The sequence below is a fragment of the Sphingomonas humi genome, from assembly GCF_039536725.1.
In the GTDB taxonomy this organism is placed as follows: domain Bacteria; phylum Pseudomonadota; class Alphaproteobacteria; order Sphingomonadales; family Sphingomonadaceae; genus Sphingomicrobium; species Sphingomicrobium humi.
On sequence record NZ_BAAAZD010000001.1, the window covers coordinates 46,866 to 66,045 of the forward strand.

At 67.1% G+C, this 19,180-nt stretch carries 15 protein-coding genes and 1 pseudogene; 11 read left to right on the top strand and 5 right to left on the bottom strand.

Going from position 1 to position 19,180, the window contains the following annotated elements; translation table 11 throughout:
- Positions 1-114: 114 nt before the first annotated feature.
- Positions 115-789, top strand: coding sequence for an SDR family NAD(P)-dependent oxidoreductase (locus tag ABD729_RS00180; RefSeq protein WP_344708134.1), 675 nt, complete (start codon positions 115-117; stop codon positions 787-789).
- Positions 790-857: 68 nt separating this feature from the next.
- Positions 858-1,205 (top strand): heat shock protein HspQ, encoded by a 348-nt coding sequence (hspQ, locus tag ABD729_RS00185; protein ID WP_344708135.1) that lies wholly within the window; start codon positions 858-860, stop codon positions 1,203-1,205.
- Between the two features lie 72 nt (positions 1,206-1,277).
- On the opposite strand, the gene ABD729_RS00190 is transcribed toward hspQ, so the two are convergent.
- A complete protein-coding gene (locus ABD729_RS00190; RefSeq protein ID WP_344708136.1) occupies positions 1,278-4,082 on the bottom strand; it encodes a TonB-dependent receptor plug domain-containing protein in 2,805 nt (934 codons plus the stop codon).
- A gap of 406 nt (positions 4,083-4,488) precedes the next feature.
- Between ABD729_RS00190 and ABD729_RS00195 the strand changes: the two genes are divergently transcribed.
- The 4 genes and pseudogenes from ABD729_RS00195 (at position 4,489) to ABD729_RS00210 (ending at position 6,585) form a co-directional block, all read left to right on the top strand.
- Positions 4,489-4,962, top strand: a complete 474-nt coding sequence (locus ABD729_RS00195; protein ID WP_344708137.1) for an Lrp/AsnC family transcriptional regulator — start codon at positions 4,489-4,491, stop codon at positions 4,960-4,962.
- Positions 4,963-5,073: 111 nt separating this feature from the next.
- Positions 5,074-5,433 (top strand): annotated as a pseudogene (gene rplU, locus ABD729_RS00200) (50S ribosomal protein L21); the annotation flags it as partial.
- 162 nt (positions 5,434-5,595) lie between these two features.
- Positions 5,596-5,880, top strand: a complete 285-nt coding sequence (gene rpmA, locus ABD729_RS00205; RefSeq protein WP_344708139.1) for a 50S ribosomal protein L27 — start codon at positions 5,596-5,598, stop codon at positions 5,878-5,880.
- 168 nt (positions 5,881-6,048) lie between these two features.
- Positions 6,049-6,585, top strand: a complete 537-nt coding sequence (locus tag ABD729_RS00210) for a GNAT family N-acetyltransferase (protein WP_344708140.1) — start codon at positions 6,049-6,051, stop codon at positions 6,583-6,585.
- 3 nt (positions 6,586-6,588) lie between these two features.
- On the opposite strand, the gene ABD729_RS00215 is transcribed toward ABD729_RS00210, so the two are convergent.
- Positions 6,589-7,479, bottom strand: a complete 891-nt coding sequence (locus tag ABD729_RS00215; RefSeq protein WP_344708141.1) for a metal-dependent hydrolase — start codon at positions 7,477-7,479, stop codon at positions 6,589-6,591.
- Between the two features lie 48 nt (positions 7,480-7,527).
- On the opposite strand from ABD729_RS00215, the gene ABD729_RS00220 reads away from it, so the two are divergent.
- Together ABD729_RS00220 and ABD729_RS00225 are read left to right on the top strand one after the other, a co-directional pair.
- Positions 7,528-8,121: a TetR/AcrR family transcriptional regulator gene (locus ABD729_RS00220; protein WP_344708142.1), complete on the top strand. Its 594-nt coding sequence runs from the start codon at positions 7,528-7,530 to the stop codon at positions 8,119-8,121.
- A gap of 349 nt (positions 8,122-8,470) precedes the next feature.
- Positions 8,471-9,364 carry a hydrogen peroxide-inducible genes activator gene (locus ABD729_RS00225; protein WP_344708143.1) on the top strand — a complete coding sequence of 298 codons (894 nt, stop codon included), beginning with the start codon at positions 8,471-8,473 and terminating at the stop codon, positions 9,362-9,364.
- 164 nt (positions 9,365-9,528) lie between these two features.
- On the opposite strand, the gene katG is transcribed toward ABD729_RS00225, so the two are convergent.
- Positions 9,529-11,766, bottom strand: coding sequence for a catalase/peroxidase HPI (gene katG / locus ABD729_RS00230; protein ID WP_344708144.1), 2,238 nt, complete (start codon positions 11,764-11,766; stop codon positions 9,529-9,531).
- Between the two features lie 266 nt (positions 11,767-12,032).
- Between katG and ABD729_RS00235 the strand changes: the two genes are divergently transcribed.
- Positions 12,033-13,595 (top strand): PAS domain-containing protein, encoded by a 1,563-nt coding sequence (locus ABD729_RS00235; protein ID WP_344708145.1) that lies wholly within the window; start codon positions 12,033-12,035, stop codon positions 13,593-13,595.
- A gap of 46 nt (positions 13,596-13,641) precedes the next feature.
- Complete coding sequence (locus ABD729_RS00240; protein WP_344708146.1) at positions 13,642-14,208, top strand: hypothetical protein; 567 nt, start codon at positions 13,642-13,644, stop codon at positions 14,206-14,208.
- On the opposite strand, the gene ABD729_RS00245 is transcribed toward ABD729_RS00240, so the two are convergent.
- Entirely contained in the window at positions 14,205-15,419 is a 1,215-nt protein-coding gene (locus ABD729_RS00245) for a threonine ammonia-lyase (RefSeq protein ID WP_344708147.1), read from the bottom strand. The two genes, ABD729_RS00240 and ABD729_RS00245, sit on opposite strands and share 4 nt — an antisense overlap.
- A gap of 56 nt (positions 15,420-15,475) precedes the next feature.
- Between ABD729_RS00245 and ABD729_RS00250 the strand changes: the two genes are divergently transcribed.
- Complete coding sequence (locus tag ABD729_RS00250) at positions 15,476-17,125, top strand: amidohydrolase (RefSeq protein WP_344708148.1); 1,650 nt, start codon at positions 15,476-15,478, stop codon at positions 17,123-17,125.
- On the opposite strand, the gene ABD729_RS00255 is transcribed toward ABD729_RS00250, so the two are convergent.
- Complete coding sequence (locus ABD729_RS00255) at positions 17,126-19,123, bottom strand: protein-disulfide reductase DsbD family protein (RefSeq protein ID WP_344708149.1); 1,998 nt, start codon at positions 19,121-19,123, stop codon at positions 17,126-17,128.
- Positions 19,124-19,180: the final 57 nt, after the last annotated feature.

Genomic DNA, 19,180 nt, shown 5'->3' on the forward strand with positions numbered 1-19,180 from the left:
TGTCCGCCGGGGGTCGCGGGCGGCTCACTAGCAGCGCCTTCCGGACTTGCCTAGCGGCAAAACGGGCCGACGGGACAGGTTGGCGCGACGAAGCCTGCGCGCCATGACGCAGGCATGGACACGGTGATCATCGGTGCATCCGGCGGGATCGGCGCCGCGCTGAGCGATTTGTATGAAAGCCGCGGTGATCAGGTGCACCGCCTGTCGCGACGCGATGGCGGGATCGACCTTGCCGATGCCGGTAGCATCACTGCCGCGGCCGAAGCCGTTCCCTTTGCCGCCGTCGAGCGGCTGGTGGTCGCGACGGGGCTGCTGCACGGCGAGGGCGTCGCTCCCGAACGCTCGCTGCGCGATCTGGACGCCGATCGACTGCAGCGGAGCTTTCTCATCAATACGATCGGACCCGCGCTGGTCCTGCGTCACTTCCTGCCGAAGGTCGCGCGATCGGGCCGGGTCGAGATCGCTTGCCTTTCGGCTCGTGTCGGCAGCATCGGCGACAACCGACTAGGCGGCTGGTACGGGTATCGCGCAAGCAAGGCAGCACTCAACCAGTTGGTGCGGACCGCCGCCGTCGAACTTGCGCGGTCACGGCCGGAAGCGGTGATGGTGGCGCTGCACCCGGGTACCGTCGATACCGCGATGAGCCAGCCGTTCCAGGCCAATGTCGCGGAGGGCAAGCTCTTCTCCGCCGCCCAATCGGCATCCTGCCTGGCCGGGGTGCTGGATAAGCTCACCGCCCGCGATAGCGGCGGGTTCTTCGACTGGAAGGGCGAACCCATCCCCTTCTGATGCTCCCTTGCAGAGCGTGGCCGATGCCCTAAGTTGCAGCCATGCCGCTTTCGACGCGTTCTTTGTTCATGGACGAGGTTTCCGCCCCTCCCATCGCCTCTGCCAGGTTCGGCATCGGCGAGGTGGTCCGCCACCGGCTGCTCGATTTTCGGGGCGTGATCTTCGACGTCGATCCGGTCTTTGCCAACAGCGAGGAATGGTATCAGGCGATCCCCGCCGAGATCAGGCCCTCCAAGGACCAGCCCTTCTACCACCTGCTCGCCGAGAATGGGGAGGGCAGCTACGTCGCTTATGTGTCGCAGCAGAATCTCGTAGCGGACGAGGAGGATGAGCCGGTCGACCATCCAGCGATCGACAACCTCTTCGAAGCGTTCGAGCCCGGCCGCTACAAGCTTCGGCCTGAGCATCGCCACTAGGGACGTCGCCGTCATAGTGAAATGCAAAAGGGCCGGGACCGCAGCAGCGATCCCGGCCCCATTTATACCGGCCTAGAAGTTGAAGCTTACCCGGCCGTAGAGGAAGCGGCCGTTGAAGCCGAAGGGTGAGAAGTTCGAATAGGGCAGGAAGGCCTGCGTCACCGGATAGACGCCGCCGACCGCTGCCGGACGCGGGCCGAACGGAAGGCGATCCGGGTAGACGTCGAACAGGTTGTTCGCCCCCAGCGCCAGCTCGATTGCCTTGACCGGCGAGACGCGGACTTCGAGGTCCGTGATCCACTTGGGGCTGAGGAAGATATCGTCGGGGCCATAGTCCGTCAGGCTGGTCGGATTGCTGATCGGATTGGCCGTGTTTGGCGACACCACCTTGCCGTAGCGCGTGGTGCGCGCGGTCAGCCCGAACATGTCGAGCCGCCCGTCGGCCGACAGCACGATCTTGTCGCGTGGCTGGCCCTTTTCGAAGCGGATGCCTTCGACGCGGCCGAACAGCACGATGTTCTGGGCGGCGGCGAGCGGTCCCAGGTCAACGATGCGGCGGTCGATCTCTGTCTTGTTGTAGTTATAGGCTGCGGTCAGCGACCAGCGGCTCGGCCCGATCCCGAGACGGTAGGTGCCGACGACGTCAACACCGCGGGTGGTGGTATCGAGACCGTTGATGAAGAAGCGGGCGGCGCCGATCGACGTATCATTGATGAGCGACCGGGCTAGATTGTCGGTCGGCGTGTTGCCCGACGCGCCGAGGTTCTCGGTCAGGACGATCCGGTCCTTCAGCTTGATCTGGTAGGCGTCCACGGTGACCGTCAGCCCGCGCAGGGGATTGGCCGTCGCGCCGATCGACAGATTGGTCGATTTCTCAGGCTTCAGAGCGCGTGCCCCGAGCCGTTGCGCGACCGGATCGCCGACACCGAGCGTCAGGATGTCGACCGCCACACCCGAAATGAAGTTGGTCGAAACCGTGGTGAAATATTGCTGCTGCAGCGATGGTGCGCGGAAGCCATTCGAGATCGCGCCGCGCAGCGCAAAGCCGGGCGTGATTTCGAAGCGGGTAGCGAACTTGCCCGTCACCTGCTCGCCAAAGTCCGAATAGCGCTCGAACCGGGCGGCAACGGTCGTGGTCCAGCCCGGAAGCGGGTCGGTGTCGAGCTCGAGATAGGCCGACACGTTGTTGCGATCGACGTCGCGCTTGGCGCTCGCCGGAAAGCCACCGAAGCCCTGGCTGCGCGGGGCGGCCGCACGGCCCGGGAAGGTGCAGGTGGTACCCGAAAGGACGCCCCCCGCCGCAGTGCAGGAGGCGGCGTTCGAGTTGAGGATCGGCGCGATGTAGAGCGGCCCGGCGGCGTAGGAGGCGGGTTCACCTGGACGGATCTGGAAATCCTCGCGGCGGAACTCGGCACCGACGGCAACGCTCAGCGGCTTGGCAAAGCCCGCGTTCAGCTCCCGGCTGAAGTCGAGGTTGGCGACCAGCTGGCCATAACCGATGCCGCCTGCGTCGAAGACCCGCGGCGAGGATGCGCCGAGCGAAGCATTTATGGTGTTGGCGATCGTGTAGTCGAAGGTGTTCTTGCCGTACTGGATCGAGCCGTCCGCCTTCCAGCCCGCGATCTCGCCGCGCACGCCGCCGGTCGCGGAATAATCCTCATAGTCGGTCTGGATCAGCGGCAGGTAGCCGTCGGGCGTCAGCGCCGTGAAGTTGGCGGCCGTGGGCGTCGTGCTCGGCGTGATGGTCGAATAGTCGCGGTTGGCACCGCCGGCGCCCGTCACGCCGTTCGACTGCTGGCGCCAGTTGGCCGCGCTCTCGCCGTCGCGCTTGTTGTAGGAGCCGAAGGCGTAGAGCTCGGCCCCACCAAGCGGCAGGCCGGCATTGGCGAAGAAGCCGAAGTCTTCGGTCTTCGCGTCGCCGTAGCGGAAGTTGATGCGATTGAAGCTCACCTCGCGTGGATCGAAGGTAGTCGAGGTCGGGCGAACGTAATTGGGGCGGATGTCGAAGCCTTGGCGGTTGGTCAGGCCGCGATCGCGATATTCGGCGGTGAGGTTGATGAATCCGTCGGCCATGATCGGAATGCCGATGTTGGCCCCGATGGTCCACAGTTCACCGTCGCGCACCTTGCGCTCGCCGTTCGATGTGACCGCGAGATAGCGGTTGTCGGTCGGGTCGAGGCTCGGCTGTCCGCCGGTCAGCACCAGGCCGGTGACGTTGGCGACGCCGTCGAGGGTCGTGATGTACTTGCCGAAGCTGGCCTGCGCCTTGCCGCCCGACGACGCCCTCTTGAGCCGCACGTTGATCACGCCCGCGATGGCGTCCGAGCCATATTGCGAGGCAGCGCCGTCGCGCAGCACTTCGATCCGGTCGATGGCGAGGCCGGGAATATTGTTGAGATCGACGGCGGCCGAACCACGGCCAATCGTGCCGTTGATGTTGAGCAGTGCCGCGACGTGGCGGCGCTTGCCGTTCACCAGCACCAGAACCTGGTCTGGCGACAGGCCGCGCAGCGAGGCCGGGCGGACCGCATCGGTGCCGTCGGCGATGGACGGCTGCGGGAAGTTGAAGCTCGGGACCAGGTTGTTGAGGATTTTGTTGGTTTCGCCGAGGCCCGACGAGGTGAGCTGGTCGGAGCCGATGATGTCGACCGGCACGGGCGACTCGGCGACGGTGCGGTCGGTACGGCGGGTGCCGGTGACGACGATCGTGCTGTCGGGCGCCGGGCTCGGATCGGTCACGGGCGCGGCGGCTTCCGGCGTCGGCGCTGGAGCGGGCGCCGTCTGGCCAGCGGCAGGCGCGGCGGCGAGCAGCGCCAGCGGGCTGATGGTGAAGAGGAAGGCGGAAAGCCGGCTGGTCATGATGGAGCCCCCGATCATTAATTGGCCGCACGCAGGGCGCGGCGGAATGACCAGACAATGGACTAAGTGAACGGGCCGCCAATACATGACGGCGCCGGAGCGTCGCTTTCGGCCACGTTGTAGCACAACAGCAACATTGTAGCGGCGCCGGGTAGCGATGAAAAAGCCCCGGCACATCACGGGGATGTGTCGGGGCCAGTGATCTCAAGGGTACGAAGACAGAGGGAGGCCGCCGCGGAGGTGACCGCGGCGGCCTGCCATCCCAAGTTGGAATAATCTTGCGTGCTCTGATCAAGACTTCATCCGCTCGGAACATCCTCAAAATGCCTTCGAATATAGAGGCAGGCAAGGGGCCGCAGCAAATAACAAGCAGGATGCAGGCGCCCTTGCGTTTGTGCAACTTCATGCTCAAAACCCGCGCACGATGAAAATGGATCAGACCGATCTCAAAATCCTTGCGATCCTGCAGGAGGATGCGACCCTGCCCGTCGCCGAGGTCGGCGAGCGTGTTGGCCTGTCCCCCACCCCCTGCTGGCGTCGAATTCAGAAGCTTCGCGCGGCCGGCGTGATCGAGAAGACGGTGGCACTGGTCGATCCGCGTGCGCTCGGCCTCGGGCTAATCGTGTTCATCGAGGTGGAGGCGCGCGACCACAGCCCGGAGTGGCAACAGCGCTTCCTCGCCGGAGTGTCGGTGCTGCCCGAAGTGCTGGAAGTGGTGCGGATGGCGGGCGAAACCGACTATTGGCTGCGGGTGGCGGTGCGCGACATGGCGCATTTCGACGATTTCTACGGCAAGCTGATCGCCGCCGGGCCGCTCAAGAACGTCACGTCCAAGTTCGCTATGGAACGCTGCAAGACTTCGACCGCCTATCCGGTCCTGACGCAACCACTCGGTTGACGTGTCCGCCATCCTAACCTAGGGGGCACCCTTTCCCGCGCGGGTCGGCGCCACGCTGCCGCATGGGTCAAGAAATCAACGCTCTTGAGCAAAAGAAAAGAGAAGAGGCCCATGTTCGCTATCGTGCGCACCGGCGGCAAGCAGTATCGCGTGTCACCGGGAGACAAGATCGTCGTCGAGAAGCTGGACGGCAATGCCGGTGACAGCATCACTATCTCCGACGTCCTGCTCGCCGGCGACGGTGGCGACCTCAAGGGCACAGATGGCCTGACCGTCGCCGCCGAGATCGTCGCGCAGGCCAAGGGCGAGAAGGTCATCGTCTTCAAGAAGCGCCGTCGTCACAACTATCGCCGCAAGAAGGGTCATCGCCAGCAGCATACGATCCTGAAGATCGTATCGATCGGCGGCGAGAAGCAGCAGAAGGCCGCCGACGGCGAAGCCAAGGCCGCTGGACCCAAGAAGGCCAAGGCCGCTCCGGCTCCGTCGGATATCGACGAGAGCAAGGTTGCTTCGAGCGAAGGCGTGGTTCCTGCCGACGCCGGCATCGAGGCCACCCAGGACGCCACCAACTCGACTCAGGATGCTGCGCCTGCTAAGGGCAAGGCCAAGAAGACTCCGAAGGCTTAAAACACCATGGCACATAAGAAGGCAGGCGGCTCGTCGCGTAACGGCCGTGATTCCGAGAGCAAGCGTCTCGGCGTGAAGAAGTTCGGTGGCGAAGCTGTCGTCGCCGGCAACATCATCGTGCGTCAGCGCGGCACGCGCTGGTACCCGGGTGCCGGTGTCGGCCTCGGCAAGGATCACACCCTGTTCGCGCTGACCGACGGCAAAGTCGAGTTCCGCGACGGCCGCCAAGGCCGCAAGTACGTCCACGTAGCGGCGCTTATTAATGCGCCGATGGCGGACGCAGCCGAATAGGGGTTGGTCGATAAAGGGCCGCCTCATGAGGGGGCAGCCCAGCACAAGACCGAACTCAACAGCGGACTTGGAAAGGGAGAAGAGGGAAGCCCCCTCTTCTCCCTTTCTTTTTCTTCTCCCGAAATTGTCACGAGGCCCTGTCAGGGGTCTCGCTCAGGGGAGATAACCATGTTCGCGCGGACCGAAAGATTGCTGTTGCGGCCCGGCTGGGCCGAAGACGCGCCGGCGCTGGCGCGGGCGATTGCCGACGAGGCGATCGTCCGCAACCTCGCGCTCGCACCCTGGCCCTACGGCCTCGAGGAAGCGCGGGCGTTCCTGGCGAAGCCTGCCGACGACCTCCTGCCAAGCTTCCTGCTGTTCCGGCGCACCAGCGGCGATCCCGAGCTGGTCGGCGGCGCGGGGTTCGCGCGCAAGGCCAATGGCGCGGTGGAGATTGGCTACTGGATCGCCCGCGCGCACTGGGGCAATGGCTATGCCTATGAGGCTGGCCGGCAGCTGATCGAGATCGCCCGCACCCTTGGCCTGCAGCGGCTGGAGGCGGGGCATTTCGCCGACAATGCCGCGAGCGGGCGCGTTCTGGAGAAGCTCGGCTTCCGGCCGATCGGGCGGACCGTGCCGCGGCACAGCTGCGCCCGCAATGCCGAGGCGCCGTGCAAGCTGTTCAGCCTCGACCTCGCGGCGGGTGACGAGGTGATGGCGGCTTGAAGGTCAGGCCGCCCGCCGCACCCGGCGCGCGGGCGGTTCCTGGCGATAGTCGTAGGTCGCGTCCCAACCCTGGATGAGCTTGCGGTCATCTTCCTTCCAGGGGTGGAAGCCAGGTAGGAAGTAGCTGAGCCACGCCGCGCCGACCTTGCGGAAGATGCCGGGCCTGCCCCACATCACCCACAGGGCACCGGCCCAGGCGCGGACGCCGGTGATGCCGTCCTGGCGGAGCAGTTCGAGCACGCCTTCGGTCCGGTGCTGGACGAAATTGCGGGTGACGAGGAGCATCAGGATGCTCTTCACCTTCCAGCGCTTGTAGCGGGTCCAGCCCTTGGTCGCGGCGAGCCAGGTGTCGTAGGCGACGCCTTTGTGCTCGATCTCCTCGACCGCGTGCCAGCGCCACAGGTCCGCCGTCGCCTGGTCGGCATTGGCAAGGTGGCGCGGATTGGCGAGCAGTTCGTGGGCGATGATCGCCGTGAAATGCTCCAGCGCCATGGTCGCGGCGAGGTCGAGGATTGGCGGGCGGCCCTTCAGCAGGTCGAGGCTTTCCTGCACGGTCTGTTCGAGCGGCGCGAGGTCGTAGCCCGACTCCACGGCGCGGCGATTGAAGGCGAGATGTTCGCGGCTGTGAATCACTTCCTGCGTGGTGAAGGCGCGAATCTCTCCCGCCAGCTTTTCGTCGGCCTGATCGCGGAAGGCGCGAATGCTTTCGATGAAATAGGCCTCGCCCTTGGGAAAGGTTGCCGACAGCGCATTGTAGAGCGCGGTTTCGAAGGGCGAGTTGTTGAGCCACCAGCGCGGGGTTTTCTCGTCCCGGCCAAAACGACGGTCGCGCGGCGTAATGGTGAGGTCTTCCGGGGTCACCGAAACACGCTCAAGGCTTGCCACGCTCACCATCGTTCTCCACTCCTTCTCGGCAACGATAACTGGCGATAACTTACAATAATGTCAATAAGTCCACTGACGCGGCGGCGCGTATCGCCGGAAGAGAGCCGGGCTGCGGCCTTGTCGGCAGCGCGCACCTTGCTGCAAAGCGAGGGCGCGGCGGCGGTGACGCTGCAGGCCGTGGCGGCGCGCGTCGGGCGCACGCATGCCAACCTCCTCCATCATTTCGGTTCGGCAGCCGGACTGCAGCGGGCGCTGGCCGAAGATATCGCGCTGACCGTCTCCTCCTCCATCGAAGGGGTGATCAAGGAGCGCCGGGCGGGCCAGGCGACCGAGCGGGATGTGATCGACGCGATGTTCGAAGCGTTCCGCCGCGAAGGGGCCGGCGAACTGATCGGCTGGGTCGCGCTGACCCGCCAGCGCGAGGCGCTGGAGCCGGTGGTGGCGACGATCGAGCGGATCATCCGCACCATGCGGGCGCTGGGCGACCCGCGGCCGGTCGACCGGATGACCCTTGCGCTGACCCTGCTGGCGATCGGCGACAGCCTGGCCGGGGAAGAAGTGGCGCGCGCCTGCGGCCTCGACCGCGGGGCGATTCGCGAGGTGGCGGCGGCCACGATCGAAGGCCTTGCAGGAAGCCCGTTGCGGGACTGACCGGCCCTCGGAAAATAAAGAAGGAAGCGGCCGCGTCCAGTTCGTCCACTTTCAAAATTGCAGGTGCGTGACGTCGGACCAAGGCTCATCGATAACCATTCTGGTTAGTAACCCAGAATATCCTACAAGGCCAGACTGACGGGCGAAGTGGACGGTCGTGCGCCGATCGGTCGCATAAATAGCCGCCGCCGCGAAAGCGCTGGTCCAAGGGGTAGACCGAAACGGGTTCAAGCGGCGGCGGCCCGGAGCGATACGACAGGGGGGAACGACCGCTCCGTTGATCAGCATTTGGGTACTTTGCCTTGAACAATCAAATGACTTAAGACGGCCTCATTGATCGATCGGGCCAATGACAACTTTCCTTCCTACTCTTCGCCAGCTGCAATATCTGGTCGCCCTCCACGACCACGGCCATTTCGGCCGCGCGGCGGAGAGCTGCTTCATCACGCAATCGACCCTGTCCGCATCGCTGCGCGAGCTGGAAACGCTGCTTGGCTCGACACTGGTCGAGCGGTCGCGGCGGGTCACGCGCTTCACGCCGCTGGGAGAGCGGATCGTCACCAAGGCCCGGCTTGTCCTGCGTTCGGCCGAAGAGCTGGCGGAGATGGCGGAAGCCGAGCGCGAACCGCTGACCGGCGACCTCAGGATGGCGGTGATCCCGACCATTGCTCCCTTCCTGCTTCCGCCGCTGCTGCCCAGGCTCAGGGCCGCGCACCCGAGCCTCAAGCTGTTCCTGCGCGAGGAGACCAGCGGCGCTGCCTGCGACGGATTGCAGCGCGGCGCGGTCGATTGCGTGCTGCTGGCGATGCCGTTCGACTGCGGCGACGTGGAGGTCGACGTCCTGTTCGAGGACCGGCTGCTGGTCGCTTCCGCCGGGGGCGAGATGTCGGGCGCCAGCGTTCGGCCCGACGAGATCACCGCCAGCCGGATGCTGCTGCTCGAGGACGGGCATTGCCTGAAGGATCATGCCTTGAGCGCGTGCAGCCGCCCCGACCTGCGCGCGTCGGCGATGATGCTCGGCACCAGCCTGCACACGCTGGTGCAGATGGTCGACAACAAGCTGGGATTGACGCTGGTGCCGCAGATGGCGGTCGATGCGGGCCTGCTGGAGGGGACCAGCGTCGAGGCGCGGCCGCTGGAGTCCGAGGATGCGAAACGCGACATCGCGCTGATCTGGCGGCGTGGCAGCGGGCGGGAAGCCGAATTCCGTCTGCTGGCCGAGGAATTGAGGCGGCTTCGTTAGAGTCGAGGGCCGCCGGTCTTCGTCGATGCGACGTGGCCGGGATGACGCGGGTGGTGGGGCAGTCGGTGGAATGCGCCGTGGATTGCTTCGCCTGCGGCTCGCAATGACGAATGAGAACGGGACCCCGGCTCAAGTCCGGGGTCCCGTTTCAGTTCTGGGGCCTCTTACGCGCCCACGTAGGAGGCGTCGCCGGCCTGGTCGGCGGAGACCTTGCGGGTCGGCAGCAGGTCGAAGCGATCGGCGTTCATCACCTTGACCCAGGCATTGATGAAGTGCCGCACGAACAGCTCTTCATTGCCCTTCTCGGCATAGACTTCGGCGGTGGCGCGAAGCTGCGAGTTGGAGCCGAAGATGAGGTCGGTCCGGGTGGCCTTCCACTTCGGGGTCTTGCCGGCGCGGGTGAAGCCGATGAATTCCTCGTCGCTCGACGTGTCGACCAGTTCCCAGAAGGTGTCGTTGTCGAGGAGATTGACGAAGAAGTCGTTGGTCAGCTGACCCTTACGGTCGGTGAACACGCCTTCGGGGATATCGCCGTGGTTGGCGCCGAGAACGCGCAGGCCACCGACCAGCACCGTCATTTCGGGTGCCGAAAGGCCGAGCAGCGCGGCACGGTCGAGCAGCAGCTCTTCGGTCCGCACCGGCTGGTGCGTCTTCAGATAGTTGCGGAAGCCGTCCGCCTGCGGCTCCATCCACTTGAAGCTGTCGACGTCGGTCCATTCCTGCGTGGCATCGCCGCGACCCCCGGTGAAGGGGACGGTGGCGTTGAAGCCAGCATCGCGCGCCGCCTTTTCGACCGCCGCCGTACCGGCGAGGACGATGGCGTCGGCCATGCTGAGCTCACCGCGCAGCTCGTCGATCTTGGCGAGGATCGTCTTCAGCTCTTCCGGCTCGTTGATCGCCCAGTTGACCTGCGGATCGAGGCGGATGCGGGCACCGTTGGCGCCGCCGCGGTGATCCGAACGGCGATAGGTCGAGGCCGAGGCCCAAGCGGTCTTGACCAGCTGACCGATGGTCAGGCCGGAATCGAGGATCGCCTTGCTGAAGCGTTCGATCTCGGCCTTGGCCGGCTCGCGGCCTTCGGGAACCGGATCCTGCCAGATCAGCGTCTCTTCCGGGACTTCCGGCCCGAGGTAGCGGATCTTCGGACCCATGTCGCGATGGGTCAGCTTGAACCAGGCGCGGGCGAAGGCGTCGTCGAGCGCCGCCTGGTCGTCCCTGAAGCGAAGCGAGATCTCGCGGAACTCGGGGTCCATCTTCAGCGCCATGTCGGCGGTGGTCATCATCGTCGGCACGCGCTTGTTGGGGTCGCGTGCGTCGGGGGCCATGTCCTCCGGATCGGGATTGACCGGCTGCCACTGCTTGGCACCGGCCGGGCTCTCGACCAGCTCATAGTCATATTTGAAGAGCAGGCGGAAATAGTCGCCGGTCCATTTGGTCGGGTTGTTGGACCAGCTGCCTTCGATCCCGCTGGTGGTGATGTGGCCCGCGCCAATCTCCTCCTCGTCGGTGAGCCAGCCGAGGCCCTGGAGGTGGACGCTTTCGGAGGCCGGATTCTTGCCGAAGGTTTCGCCCGGCTTGGCACCGTGCGCCTTGCCGAAGGCGTGGCCGCCGGCGGTGAGCGCGACGGTTTCCTCGCTGTTCATCGCCATCCGGCTGAAGGTCGCCCGCATGTCACGCGCCGACTGCAGCGGGTCGGGGTTGCCGCCGGGGCCTTCCGGGTTGACGTAGATGAGGCCCATCTGGATCGCCGCGAGCGGGCCTTCGAGCTCGGTCGCTTCCTCGGTGATGCGGGTCGGGGCGCCGTCGCTGACCCACAGCTCCTCGGTGCCCCAGAAGGTGTCGCCCTCGCTCTGGTAGACGTCGGTGCGGCCACCGGCGAAACCGAACACCGGCCCGCCCATGCTTTCGATCGCGACGTTGCCGGCGAGGATGAACAGGTCGGCCCAGCTGATGTGCTTGCCGTACTTCTGCTTGATCGGCCACAGCAGGCGACGGGCCTTGTCGAGGTTGCCGTTGTCGGGCCAGCTGTTGAGCGGTTCGAAGCGCTGCTGGCCGCTGTTGGCGCCGCCACGGCCGTCGGTCACGCGGTAGGTGCCGGCGGCGTGCCAGGCCATTCGAATCATGAACGGTCCATAATGGCCATAATCGGCCGGCCACCACGGCTTGCTGTCGGTCATCAGCGCGGTGAGGTCGCGCTTCACGGCATTATAGTCGAGCGCATTGAAGGCTTCGGCATAGTCGAAGTCCGAGCCCAGCGGGCTGGGCGAGACCCCGTTCTGGTGAAGCATGTCGACCGGCAGCGCTTCGGGCCACCAGTCCTTGTTCTGCCGGCCGAGGAGCGAGCGCGCCTTGCTTGCCTGATACGGGCAGCCTCCGGAAAGTTCGCCGGTTTTCGCGTCCATGTGTCTGGGCCTCCTGCCAAGGTGATTCTTGTAAGCGTCCCCTAGCTTTGCCCGGAGCGCGACCCAAACAAATCATCTTCGGCGGACTGAGCGGATTTTCCGATCATGCGATGCCCTGAGGTAGTCGCTGTGTCGGGTCGCGAACGTTGCCCTCGGTCAACAGCCATGAGACCCTTCCGGTTCCAGTGCCGCTTTCGAGTCGGAAGCGTCACGAAGTCGCGGGGGAAGGGATGCGCAAGCCAGGGGTGGGACCGCCCTTGCGACCCATGCCGAACGTCTCGTCCGCCATCATGGCGGCGATCGTGCTCGTGTGCGGCCTCGCCGGGTTGATCGCCGGCGGGGAGTGGCGCTGGCTGGCGGTGCCATCTTGCCTGTTCCTGGGCCTCACCATCCTCTGGTCGTTGAGCGGCTGGCGGCAATCGGCCGAGCAATTGAGCCAGACCGAGCGGCACCTGCTCGACCTGGTCGACTTTCCGACGCTGTCGCCCTTCCTGACCGACGCCGAGGGCGGGTCACTCTACCGCGGATCGCTGTGGACCACCTGGACCGGGCAGGAGGAGGACCGCGCCGGGGTGCGCTGGCTGGAGGCCGTCCACCCCGACGACCAAGATGCGATCGGGCTGGCCTGGTCCGAAGCGCTGGGCAGCGGCAAGCCCTATGATTGCGAATATCGGGTGCGCTTTCGCAGCGGCGATTATCGCTGGCTGCGGGCGCGGGCCTTTCCGAGCCATGACGATAATGGCGAAGTCACCCACTGGGCGGGCATCCTCGAGGACGTGCACGACCGCCGCACCGCCGAGGAGCAGCTGCGGCAGACCGCGACCTTGCTGGAGCTGATCGGCGCATCCACCGACACCATCATCTACGCCAAGGATCGCGACGGGCGCATGCTCTACCTCAACCGCGCGCTCGAGCAGCTGTCGGGACTGCACAAGGAAGATATCCTCGGCCGGACCGACGACGAATGGAACCGCAACAGCGCGGAAGCCGAGGCGCTGAAGGCGGCCGACCGGCAGGTGATCGAGACCGGACACACGCTCGACCTCGAGGAGATGTTCACGGGGCAGGACGGCCAGTCGCGCTATTACCAGACGCTGAAGAGCCCGCTGCGCGATCACACGGGCGAGGTGATCGGGGTAGTCGGCGTGTCGACCGATATCTCGGCCGCCAAGGAAGCCGAGCAGCGCGAAAAGCTGCTGAGCCGCGAGCTCGATCACCGGGCCAAGAACCTGCTGGCGGTGGTGCAATCGGTGGTGTCGCTGACCCGCGCCGATACGCTGGTCGACTTCAAGAAGGCGGTCGAAGGCCGGATCCAGTCGCTCGGCCGCGCGCACAGCATGCTGGCGGCGTCGCGCTGGGAAGGCGCTGAGCTCGAGCGGGTGCTGTCCGAAGAACTGGCCCCCTATCGCGGTGCCGAGCAGGGGCAAGTGATCCTGTCGGGCCCGCCGATGCTGCTCAAACCCGCGGCGGCGCAGAGCCTTGCGCTGGTGTTTCACGAGCTTGCGACCAATGCGGTCAAATATGGCGCGCTGTCGGTTGCCGGTGGCGAGCTGGAGGTGCGCTGGGGGATCGAGGAGAAAGCGGGGCGCAGCGCGCTGCTTCGGCTGCGGTGGGAAGAACGCGGGGGGCCGTCCGTGCCGCCGCGGACAAGCGTCAGCCGGAGCGGCTTCGGGAGCCGGGTCATCCGCAGCAGCATCGAGCGGCAGCTGGGTGGCTCGCTGACCCTTGACTGGGCCGCGACCGGGCTGGTGGTGACAATGGAGGTGGCGCTCGACCGTTCGCTCCATGATCCGGACGGCGGCATGCGCGGCGGGGCGCCCCAGCCCTGACCGATCCTCGGAACCGCCCGGCACCTCTTCCGGTTAGGTAGATGCAATGACCGCGACACCCGACCAGCGCCGCGCTCGCATGACCGCATTTTGCGGCATCCTCATCCTCGTGATCGCGGGCGCCGCCCTGCTGCTGCCGGAAGTCGGGCGATCGAGCGGCGCACTGGTGGTCGGGCAGATGCTGCTGTTGTCCGGTCTCCTCGAACTGGTCGCCGCGCAGGGCCGGCGCGCGGCGCGGGTCCCGGCGTCGCTGGCCGGGCTGGCGACACTTGCCGCCGGGGCGATGTTCCTGGCGCGCGAGGAGACGCGGTTCCTGCCCAACATCACCGTCATCACCTTCTGGCTGCTGCTGCGGGTCGGCCTGCTCGTGATGGCGACGCTTCAGGCGGCAGGTTCGGCGGTGCGGCGCTGGACAGGGCTGGCGGCCGCGACCGACCTCGTGCTGGCAACGATCCTGATCCTCGGCCTGCCGCTGGCCAGCATCATCGTCGCGCTGTTCGGCACCACCAGCGACCTGGTCGCGAGCTTTTCCTGGGTGCTGGCGCTGAGCTTCGTCGCGACGGGTGCGATGCTGTTGCAGATCGCCTTGTGCGAGCGGGAAGGCGCGGCCTAGTCCAGCGCCGCGCGGGTCACCACAAAACCCTTGCCCTCGAGCCGCTTGACCAGCGCCTCGATCGCTTCGGCGTCGCGGGCCTCGCATTCGACCTCGATCACCGTGTCCTTGGCCGGCAGCTTGGAAAAGATGCGCTGGTGGTTGGTCTCAATGATGTTGACCCCCGCTTCGTGGAAGCAGGCGGTGATCGCGGCGAGCGCACCGGGGCGATCGCGGGCGCCGATGCGGAGGCGGGCGATGCGGCCGCAGCGGACGAGTTCGCGGATCAGCACATTGGCCAAGAGGTGTGTGTCGATGTTGCCGCCGCACAGCACCGTGCCGACCTTGCGCCCCTTGTAGCGGTCGGGGTCGGCGAGGAGATGGGCGATGCCGGCCGCCCCTGCCCCTTCGACCACGGTCTTTTCGATCGCGACCAGCAGCGCGACGGCATGTTCGAGATCACGTTCGGAGACGAGCTCGATCCGGTCGACATGCTCCTTGATGATGGCGCGGGTGAGCTGGCCGGGTTCCTTGACCGCAATGCCTTCGGCCAGCGTATCGCCGCCGATGGCACCAGCGCCGCCTTCGACGACATTCTTCATCGAGGGGTAGAGCTCGGCCTCGACCCCGACGATCTCGACGCCGGGCTTCACCGCGCGGGCGGCGATGGCCATGCCGCTGATCAGCCCGCCGCCGCCGATCGGTACCACCAGCGTGTCGAGGTCGGGATTTTCGGCCAGCATCTCGAGCGCGATGGTGCCGGTGCCGGCGACAATCGCGGGGTCGTCGAATGGATGAACGAAGACAAGGCCTTCGGCCGCCTCCATCTCGCGGGCACGGGCATAGGCGTCGTCGAAGCGGTCGCCGTGCAGCAACACCCTCGCCCCATGTTCCTCGGTCTGCGCGACTTTCATCAGCGGCGTCGAGACCGGCATGACGATGGTGACCGGAATACCGAGCCGGCGGCCATGGTAGGCGACGGCCTGGGCATGGTTGCCGGCGCTGGCCGCGATCACGCCGCGGGCGCGCTCCTCGGCGGTCAGCTGGAGCAGTTTGTTGAGCGCGCCGCGTTCCTTGTAGGCGGCGGTGAACTGCAGATTCTCGAACTTCAGCCAGACCTCTGCGCCGATGATTTCGGACAGGGTGCGGCTGTGGAGGAAGGGGGTGCGGATGACCGCGCCGGCGATTCGGTCGGCAGCGGCGCGGATGTCGTTGATATCGGGCGGTGTCATGCGGTGGGCAGCGCTACCCCTTCCCTGCGGCCGCCACAATGCTACGCCTTGCCGTCATGAAGAAGCTTTTGCTGGGCGCTGCTGCCGCCCTCCTCATCCCCGCGCCGGCGCTGGCCGACCTCCTCGTCACCAATGTGCGCGGGGTACGCGCGACGCCGGACCGGCAGGTCGAGCGCTTCACCGGCTTGCTGGTCGGCGACGATGGGCGGGTGAAGCGCGTGCTGCACGGCGAGCAGTTCAAGCTGCCGGCCGGGACGCGGGTGCTCAACGGCGGGGGCAAGGCGCTGATGCCGGGCCTGATCGACGCGCACGGACACGTGATGGGCTATGGCCAGTCTCTCGGGCAGCTCGATCTCGTCGGCGTGAAGAGTCTGGCCGAATTGCAGCAGCGGCTGCGCGATTATGCGGCGGCGAACCCGACCCTGCCGTGGATTACCGGACGCGGCTGGAACCAGGAGCTGTGGGCGGACAAGAGGTTTCCGACCAGCGCCGACCTCGACGCGGTGGTGAAGGACCGCCCGGTGTGGCTGGAGCGGGTCGATGGCCACGCCTCGGTCGGCAACAGTGCGGCACTGGCAGCGGCGGGCGTGACCACGGCGACCAAGGCACCGAGCGGCGGCAAGATCGAGAACGGACTGTTTGTCGATGCCGCCACCGGGCTGGTGGATCGGCATGTGCCCGCGCCGACCGCCGCCATGCATGATGCGGCGCTCCGCCGGGCGCAGGAGGCCCTGTTGTCGCGCGGGCTGACCGCGGTGGCCGACATGGGGACCACCCTCCCCGAATGGCAGGCGATGAACCGGGGCACGCGCGACGGCGCGCTCAAGCTGCGCATCTTCTCTTATGCCAGTCAGGGTGTGCTGCTGGATTCGCAGAAGCCGGGTACCGAGGGGCTTGGCGAAAAGGCGATGCTTCTGAAGGTAACCGGCGTGAAGCTTTATGCCGACGGCGCGCTCGGCTCGCGCGGGGCTTGGCTCAAGCAGCCGTATAGCGACGCGCCCGGCACCCGCGGCCTGCCCCTGCTGACGCCCGAACAATTGCGGGTGCAGGCGGCGGCGGCTCTGGCGCTCGGCCGGCAAGTCGCGGTGCATGCGATCGGCGACGCGGCGAACGAGATGGTGCTGTCGGCCTTCGCCGCGGTCGGCTGCGGGACCGGCGACAAGCGCTGCCGGGTCGAGCATGCGCAGATCATCGACGTGCCCGACCTCCAGCGCTTCGCGGCGGGCAAGGTGGTCCCCTCGATGCAGCCGGTGCACCAGACCAGCGATCGGCTGATGGCCGAAGCACGGCTGGGGCCGAACCGGCTTGGCGGGGCTTATGCCTGGCAGACGCTGGCGAAGAGCGGCGTGCGGGTGCCGCTCGGGTCCGATTTCCCGGTCGAGGATCCGAACCCCTTCCCCGGGCTGGCCGCGGCGATCAGCCGGCAGGGGATGGACGATCAGCCGGCGGGCGGGTGGCGCCCACAGGAGCGGCTGACGCTGGGTCAGGCGCTGGCGGGGTTCACCCGCGACGCCGCGTGGGCGAGCTTTGCCGAAAAGGAAATGGGCGGGCTCGACGTCGGGCAGAAGGCCGACTTCATCCTGGTCGACCGCGATCCGGCGGCGGTGTCGGCGCACGATCTGGCGCGGACCCAGGTGCTGGAAACCTGGATTGCGGGTCAGAAGGTGTGGGAGCGAAAGGCCGCGGTCACGCCCGAGCGGGGGTGATCAGCGCTTCACCGCGCTCGCCCGCTCGATCAGCATGGCGGGGGTCAGGACCTGCGGCAATTCTTCCGGCTCGGCGGCGCCAGGCGCGTACCAGAGGTAGAGGGGGATGGCGCCGCGGCCGCGGCTGTCGAGGAAGCGGGTGATCGCCGGGTCGGCGTTGGTCCAGTCGGCGACGAGGACTACGGCGCCCGCGGCCTTGAGCGCGTCCCGGACCTCGTTGCGGTCGATGGTGCTGGCTTCGTTGACCTTGCAGCTGAGGCACCAGTCGGCGGTGAAATAGACGAATACCGGGCGGTTCTGCGCGCGGGCGGCTGCGACCCTGGCCTCGCTCCAGGCTTCGCCGTGATTGCCGCGCTGGCCGACTGCCATCTCGCCGCGACCGATGCCCAGCAGGGGTACGGCGACGAACAGGAGGAGGGCGGCGACGACCGGACTGAAGGCGGGGTGGCCGCTGTTCTGGCGACGGCCGGCGAGGAACAGCGCCGCGACGAGGATCGCGGCGGACAGCAGGCCCAGAAGCACCGCGCTGGTCCCGCCCTGGCGCCACAGCAGCCACAGCGCGGCTAGGGCGGAGAGTGCCATGGGGATGGCGAGGATGCGCTGGAGGCGGGCCATCCACGGGCCGGGCCTCGGCAGGCGTTTGCGAAGGGCGGGCACGAAGGCGAGCAGCAGGAAGGGGAGCGCGAGCCCGAGGCCGAGTCCGGCGAACACCAGCAATGCGCCGGCGGCGGGAAGCAGCAGCGCGGTGCCGAGCGCTGCACCCATGAACGGGCCAGCGCAGGGGGTGGCCACGAACGCCGCCAGGGCACCGGTCGCAAAGCCGCTGCGCGGATTGCCTTCGCCGCCGAGCACCGGAAGCTTGAACAGGCCGAGGAGGTTGAGGGTGATCGCCACCGCCAGCAGGAACAGGAACAGGACGGTGCGCGGATCCTGCAGCTGGAAGGCCCAGCCGGCCGCGCTTCCCCCGGCGCGGATCAGGAGGAGGATGGCGCCGAGCGCGCCGGTGCCGACGATCGCCCCGGCGGTGTAGCCAAGCGCGTCGGCACGGGCTTCGCGCTCCGCGCCCCCCGCTCGGGCCAGAGCCAGAGCCTTGAGCGCAAGGATCGGGAAGACGCAGGGCATGAGGTTGAGGATCAGGCCTCCCAGGACGGCGCCGGCGAAGGCGAACAGAAGCAGGCGCCAAGCCTCCCCGCCGCCGATGGTGCGGCCGCCGTCGGGCACGGGGCCGGGCGCGGCAGCAAAGCGCAGGGCACGGCCGGTGCCGAGGTCGATGACTCCCTCAAATTCCCCCGAGGGAGCGGCGGCGAGCGGGAGCTCCGCGATGAGGCGGTCGGCGGTGCGGCGGAAGCGTTGCGCCTCGGCGTAGCGGACTGCGTCGCCGGTGATCGCAAACAGGTGCGGTTCGCCGACCGCAACATTTTCCGGAAGCGGGATGGCGACCTTCAGCCGGTCGGCTGCAATAGCGAAGGTGGCGGGGCTGCCAAGCGGCTGGGGAAGCTTGGCCCGCCACGCGTCGAAGCGAGGGTCGGCAGCCCCGGTGCCGACGGGCAGGTCGAGGGCGACCGTGCCGCGTTCGGGAACGCAGATCTGGTCGGTGCAGACGAGATAGTCGAGCGTGGCGCGGATCGGCAGCGAGCCGCGCGCGTCGGCCGGCACCTTGAGGCGGGTGAGGACGGCGTACGGACCCTTGAATACGTGGTTCATCAGGCCGGCGATCACCAGCTTCGCCGGTACGGGGTAGCGCAGCGGACCTGCCGCGGCGAAGGGCGGTAGCTGCCACTCGACCGTCATCGGCTTCCCCGCGTCGCCGGGATTTTCCCAATAGCCGTGCCAGCCTTCCTCCGGGGTCATGACCAGCGCGAGGTCGACCTCGCCGCCCGGCGTGGCGGGCCGCTCCGCCACCACTTCGACCGCCATGTGCGGCGGCCCGCTGCCGAGCTGGGCGGCGGCGGGGACGGCGAGGAGGAGGGTGACGAGGAAGGTCAGGAAACGAAGCATTCGCCCGCTCTCTACGTCATCGCGCTGGCGAAGCGAAGCGACCCGCTGGACCGTAGT

Bases quoted from the DNA above. Each gene is read 5' to 3' on its own strand.
- ABD729_RS00180 (WP_344708134.1), top strand. From the start codon at position 115: ATGGACACGGTGATCATCGGTGCATCCGGCGGGATCGGCGCCGCGCTG.
- hspQ (WP_344708135.1), top strand. From the start codon at position 858: ATGGACGAGGTTTCCGCCCCTCCCATCGCCTCTGCCAGGTTCGGCATC.
- ABD729_RS00190 (WP_344708136.1), bottom strand. From the start codon at position 4,082: ATGATCGGGGGCTCCATCATGACCAGCCGGCTTTCCGCCTTCCTCTTC.
- ABD729_RS00195 (WP_344708137.1), top strand. From the start codon at position 4,489: ATGAAAATGGATCAGACCGATCTCAAAATCCTTGCGATCCTGCAGGAG.
- rpmA (WP_344708139.1), top strand. From the start codon at position 5,596: ATGGCACATAAGAAGGCAGGCGGCTCGTCGCGTAACGGCCGTGATTCC.
- ABD729_RS00210 (WP_344708140.1), top strand. From the start codon at position 6,049: ATGTTCGCGCGGACCGAAAGATTGCTGTTGCGGCCCGGCTGGGCCGAA.
- ABD729_RS00215 (WP_344708141.1), bottom strand. From the start codon at position 7,479: ATGGTGAGCGTGGCAAGCCTTGAGCGTGTTTCGGTGACCCCGGAAGAC.
- ABD729_RS00220 (WP_344708142.1), top strand. From the start codon at position 7,528: ATGTCAATAAGTCCACTGACGCGGCGGCGCGTATCGCCGGAAGAGAGC.
- ABD729_RS00225 (WP_344708143.1), top strand. From the start codon at position 8,471: ATGACAACTTTCCTTCCTACTCTTCGCCAGCTGCAATATCTGGTCGCC.
- katG (WP_344708144.1), bottom strand. From the start codon at position 11,766: ATGGACGCGAAAACCGGCGAACTTTCCGGAGGCTGCCCGTATCAGGCA.
- ABD729_RS00235 (WP_344708145.1), top strand. From the start codon at position 12,033: ATGCCGAACGTCTCGTCCGCCATCATGGCGGCGATCGTGCTCGTGTGC.
- ABD729_RS00240 (WP_344708146.1), top strand. From the start codon at position 13,642: ATGACCGCGACACCCGACCAGCGCCGCGCTCGCATGACCGCATTTTGC.
- ABD729_RS00245 (WP_344708147.1), bottom strand. From the start codon at position 15,419: ATGACACCGCCCGATATCAACGACATCCGCGCCGCTGCCGACCGAATC.
- ABD729_RS00250 (WP_344708148.1), top strand. From the start codon at position 15,476: ATGAAGAAGCTTTTGCTGGGCGCTGCTGCCGCCCTCCTCATCCCCGCG.
- ABD729_RS00255 (WP_344708149.1), bottom strand. From the start codon at position 19,123: ATGCTTCGTTTCCTGACCTTCCTCGTCACCCTCCTCCTCGCCGTCCCC.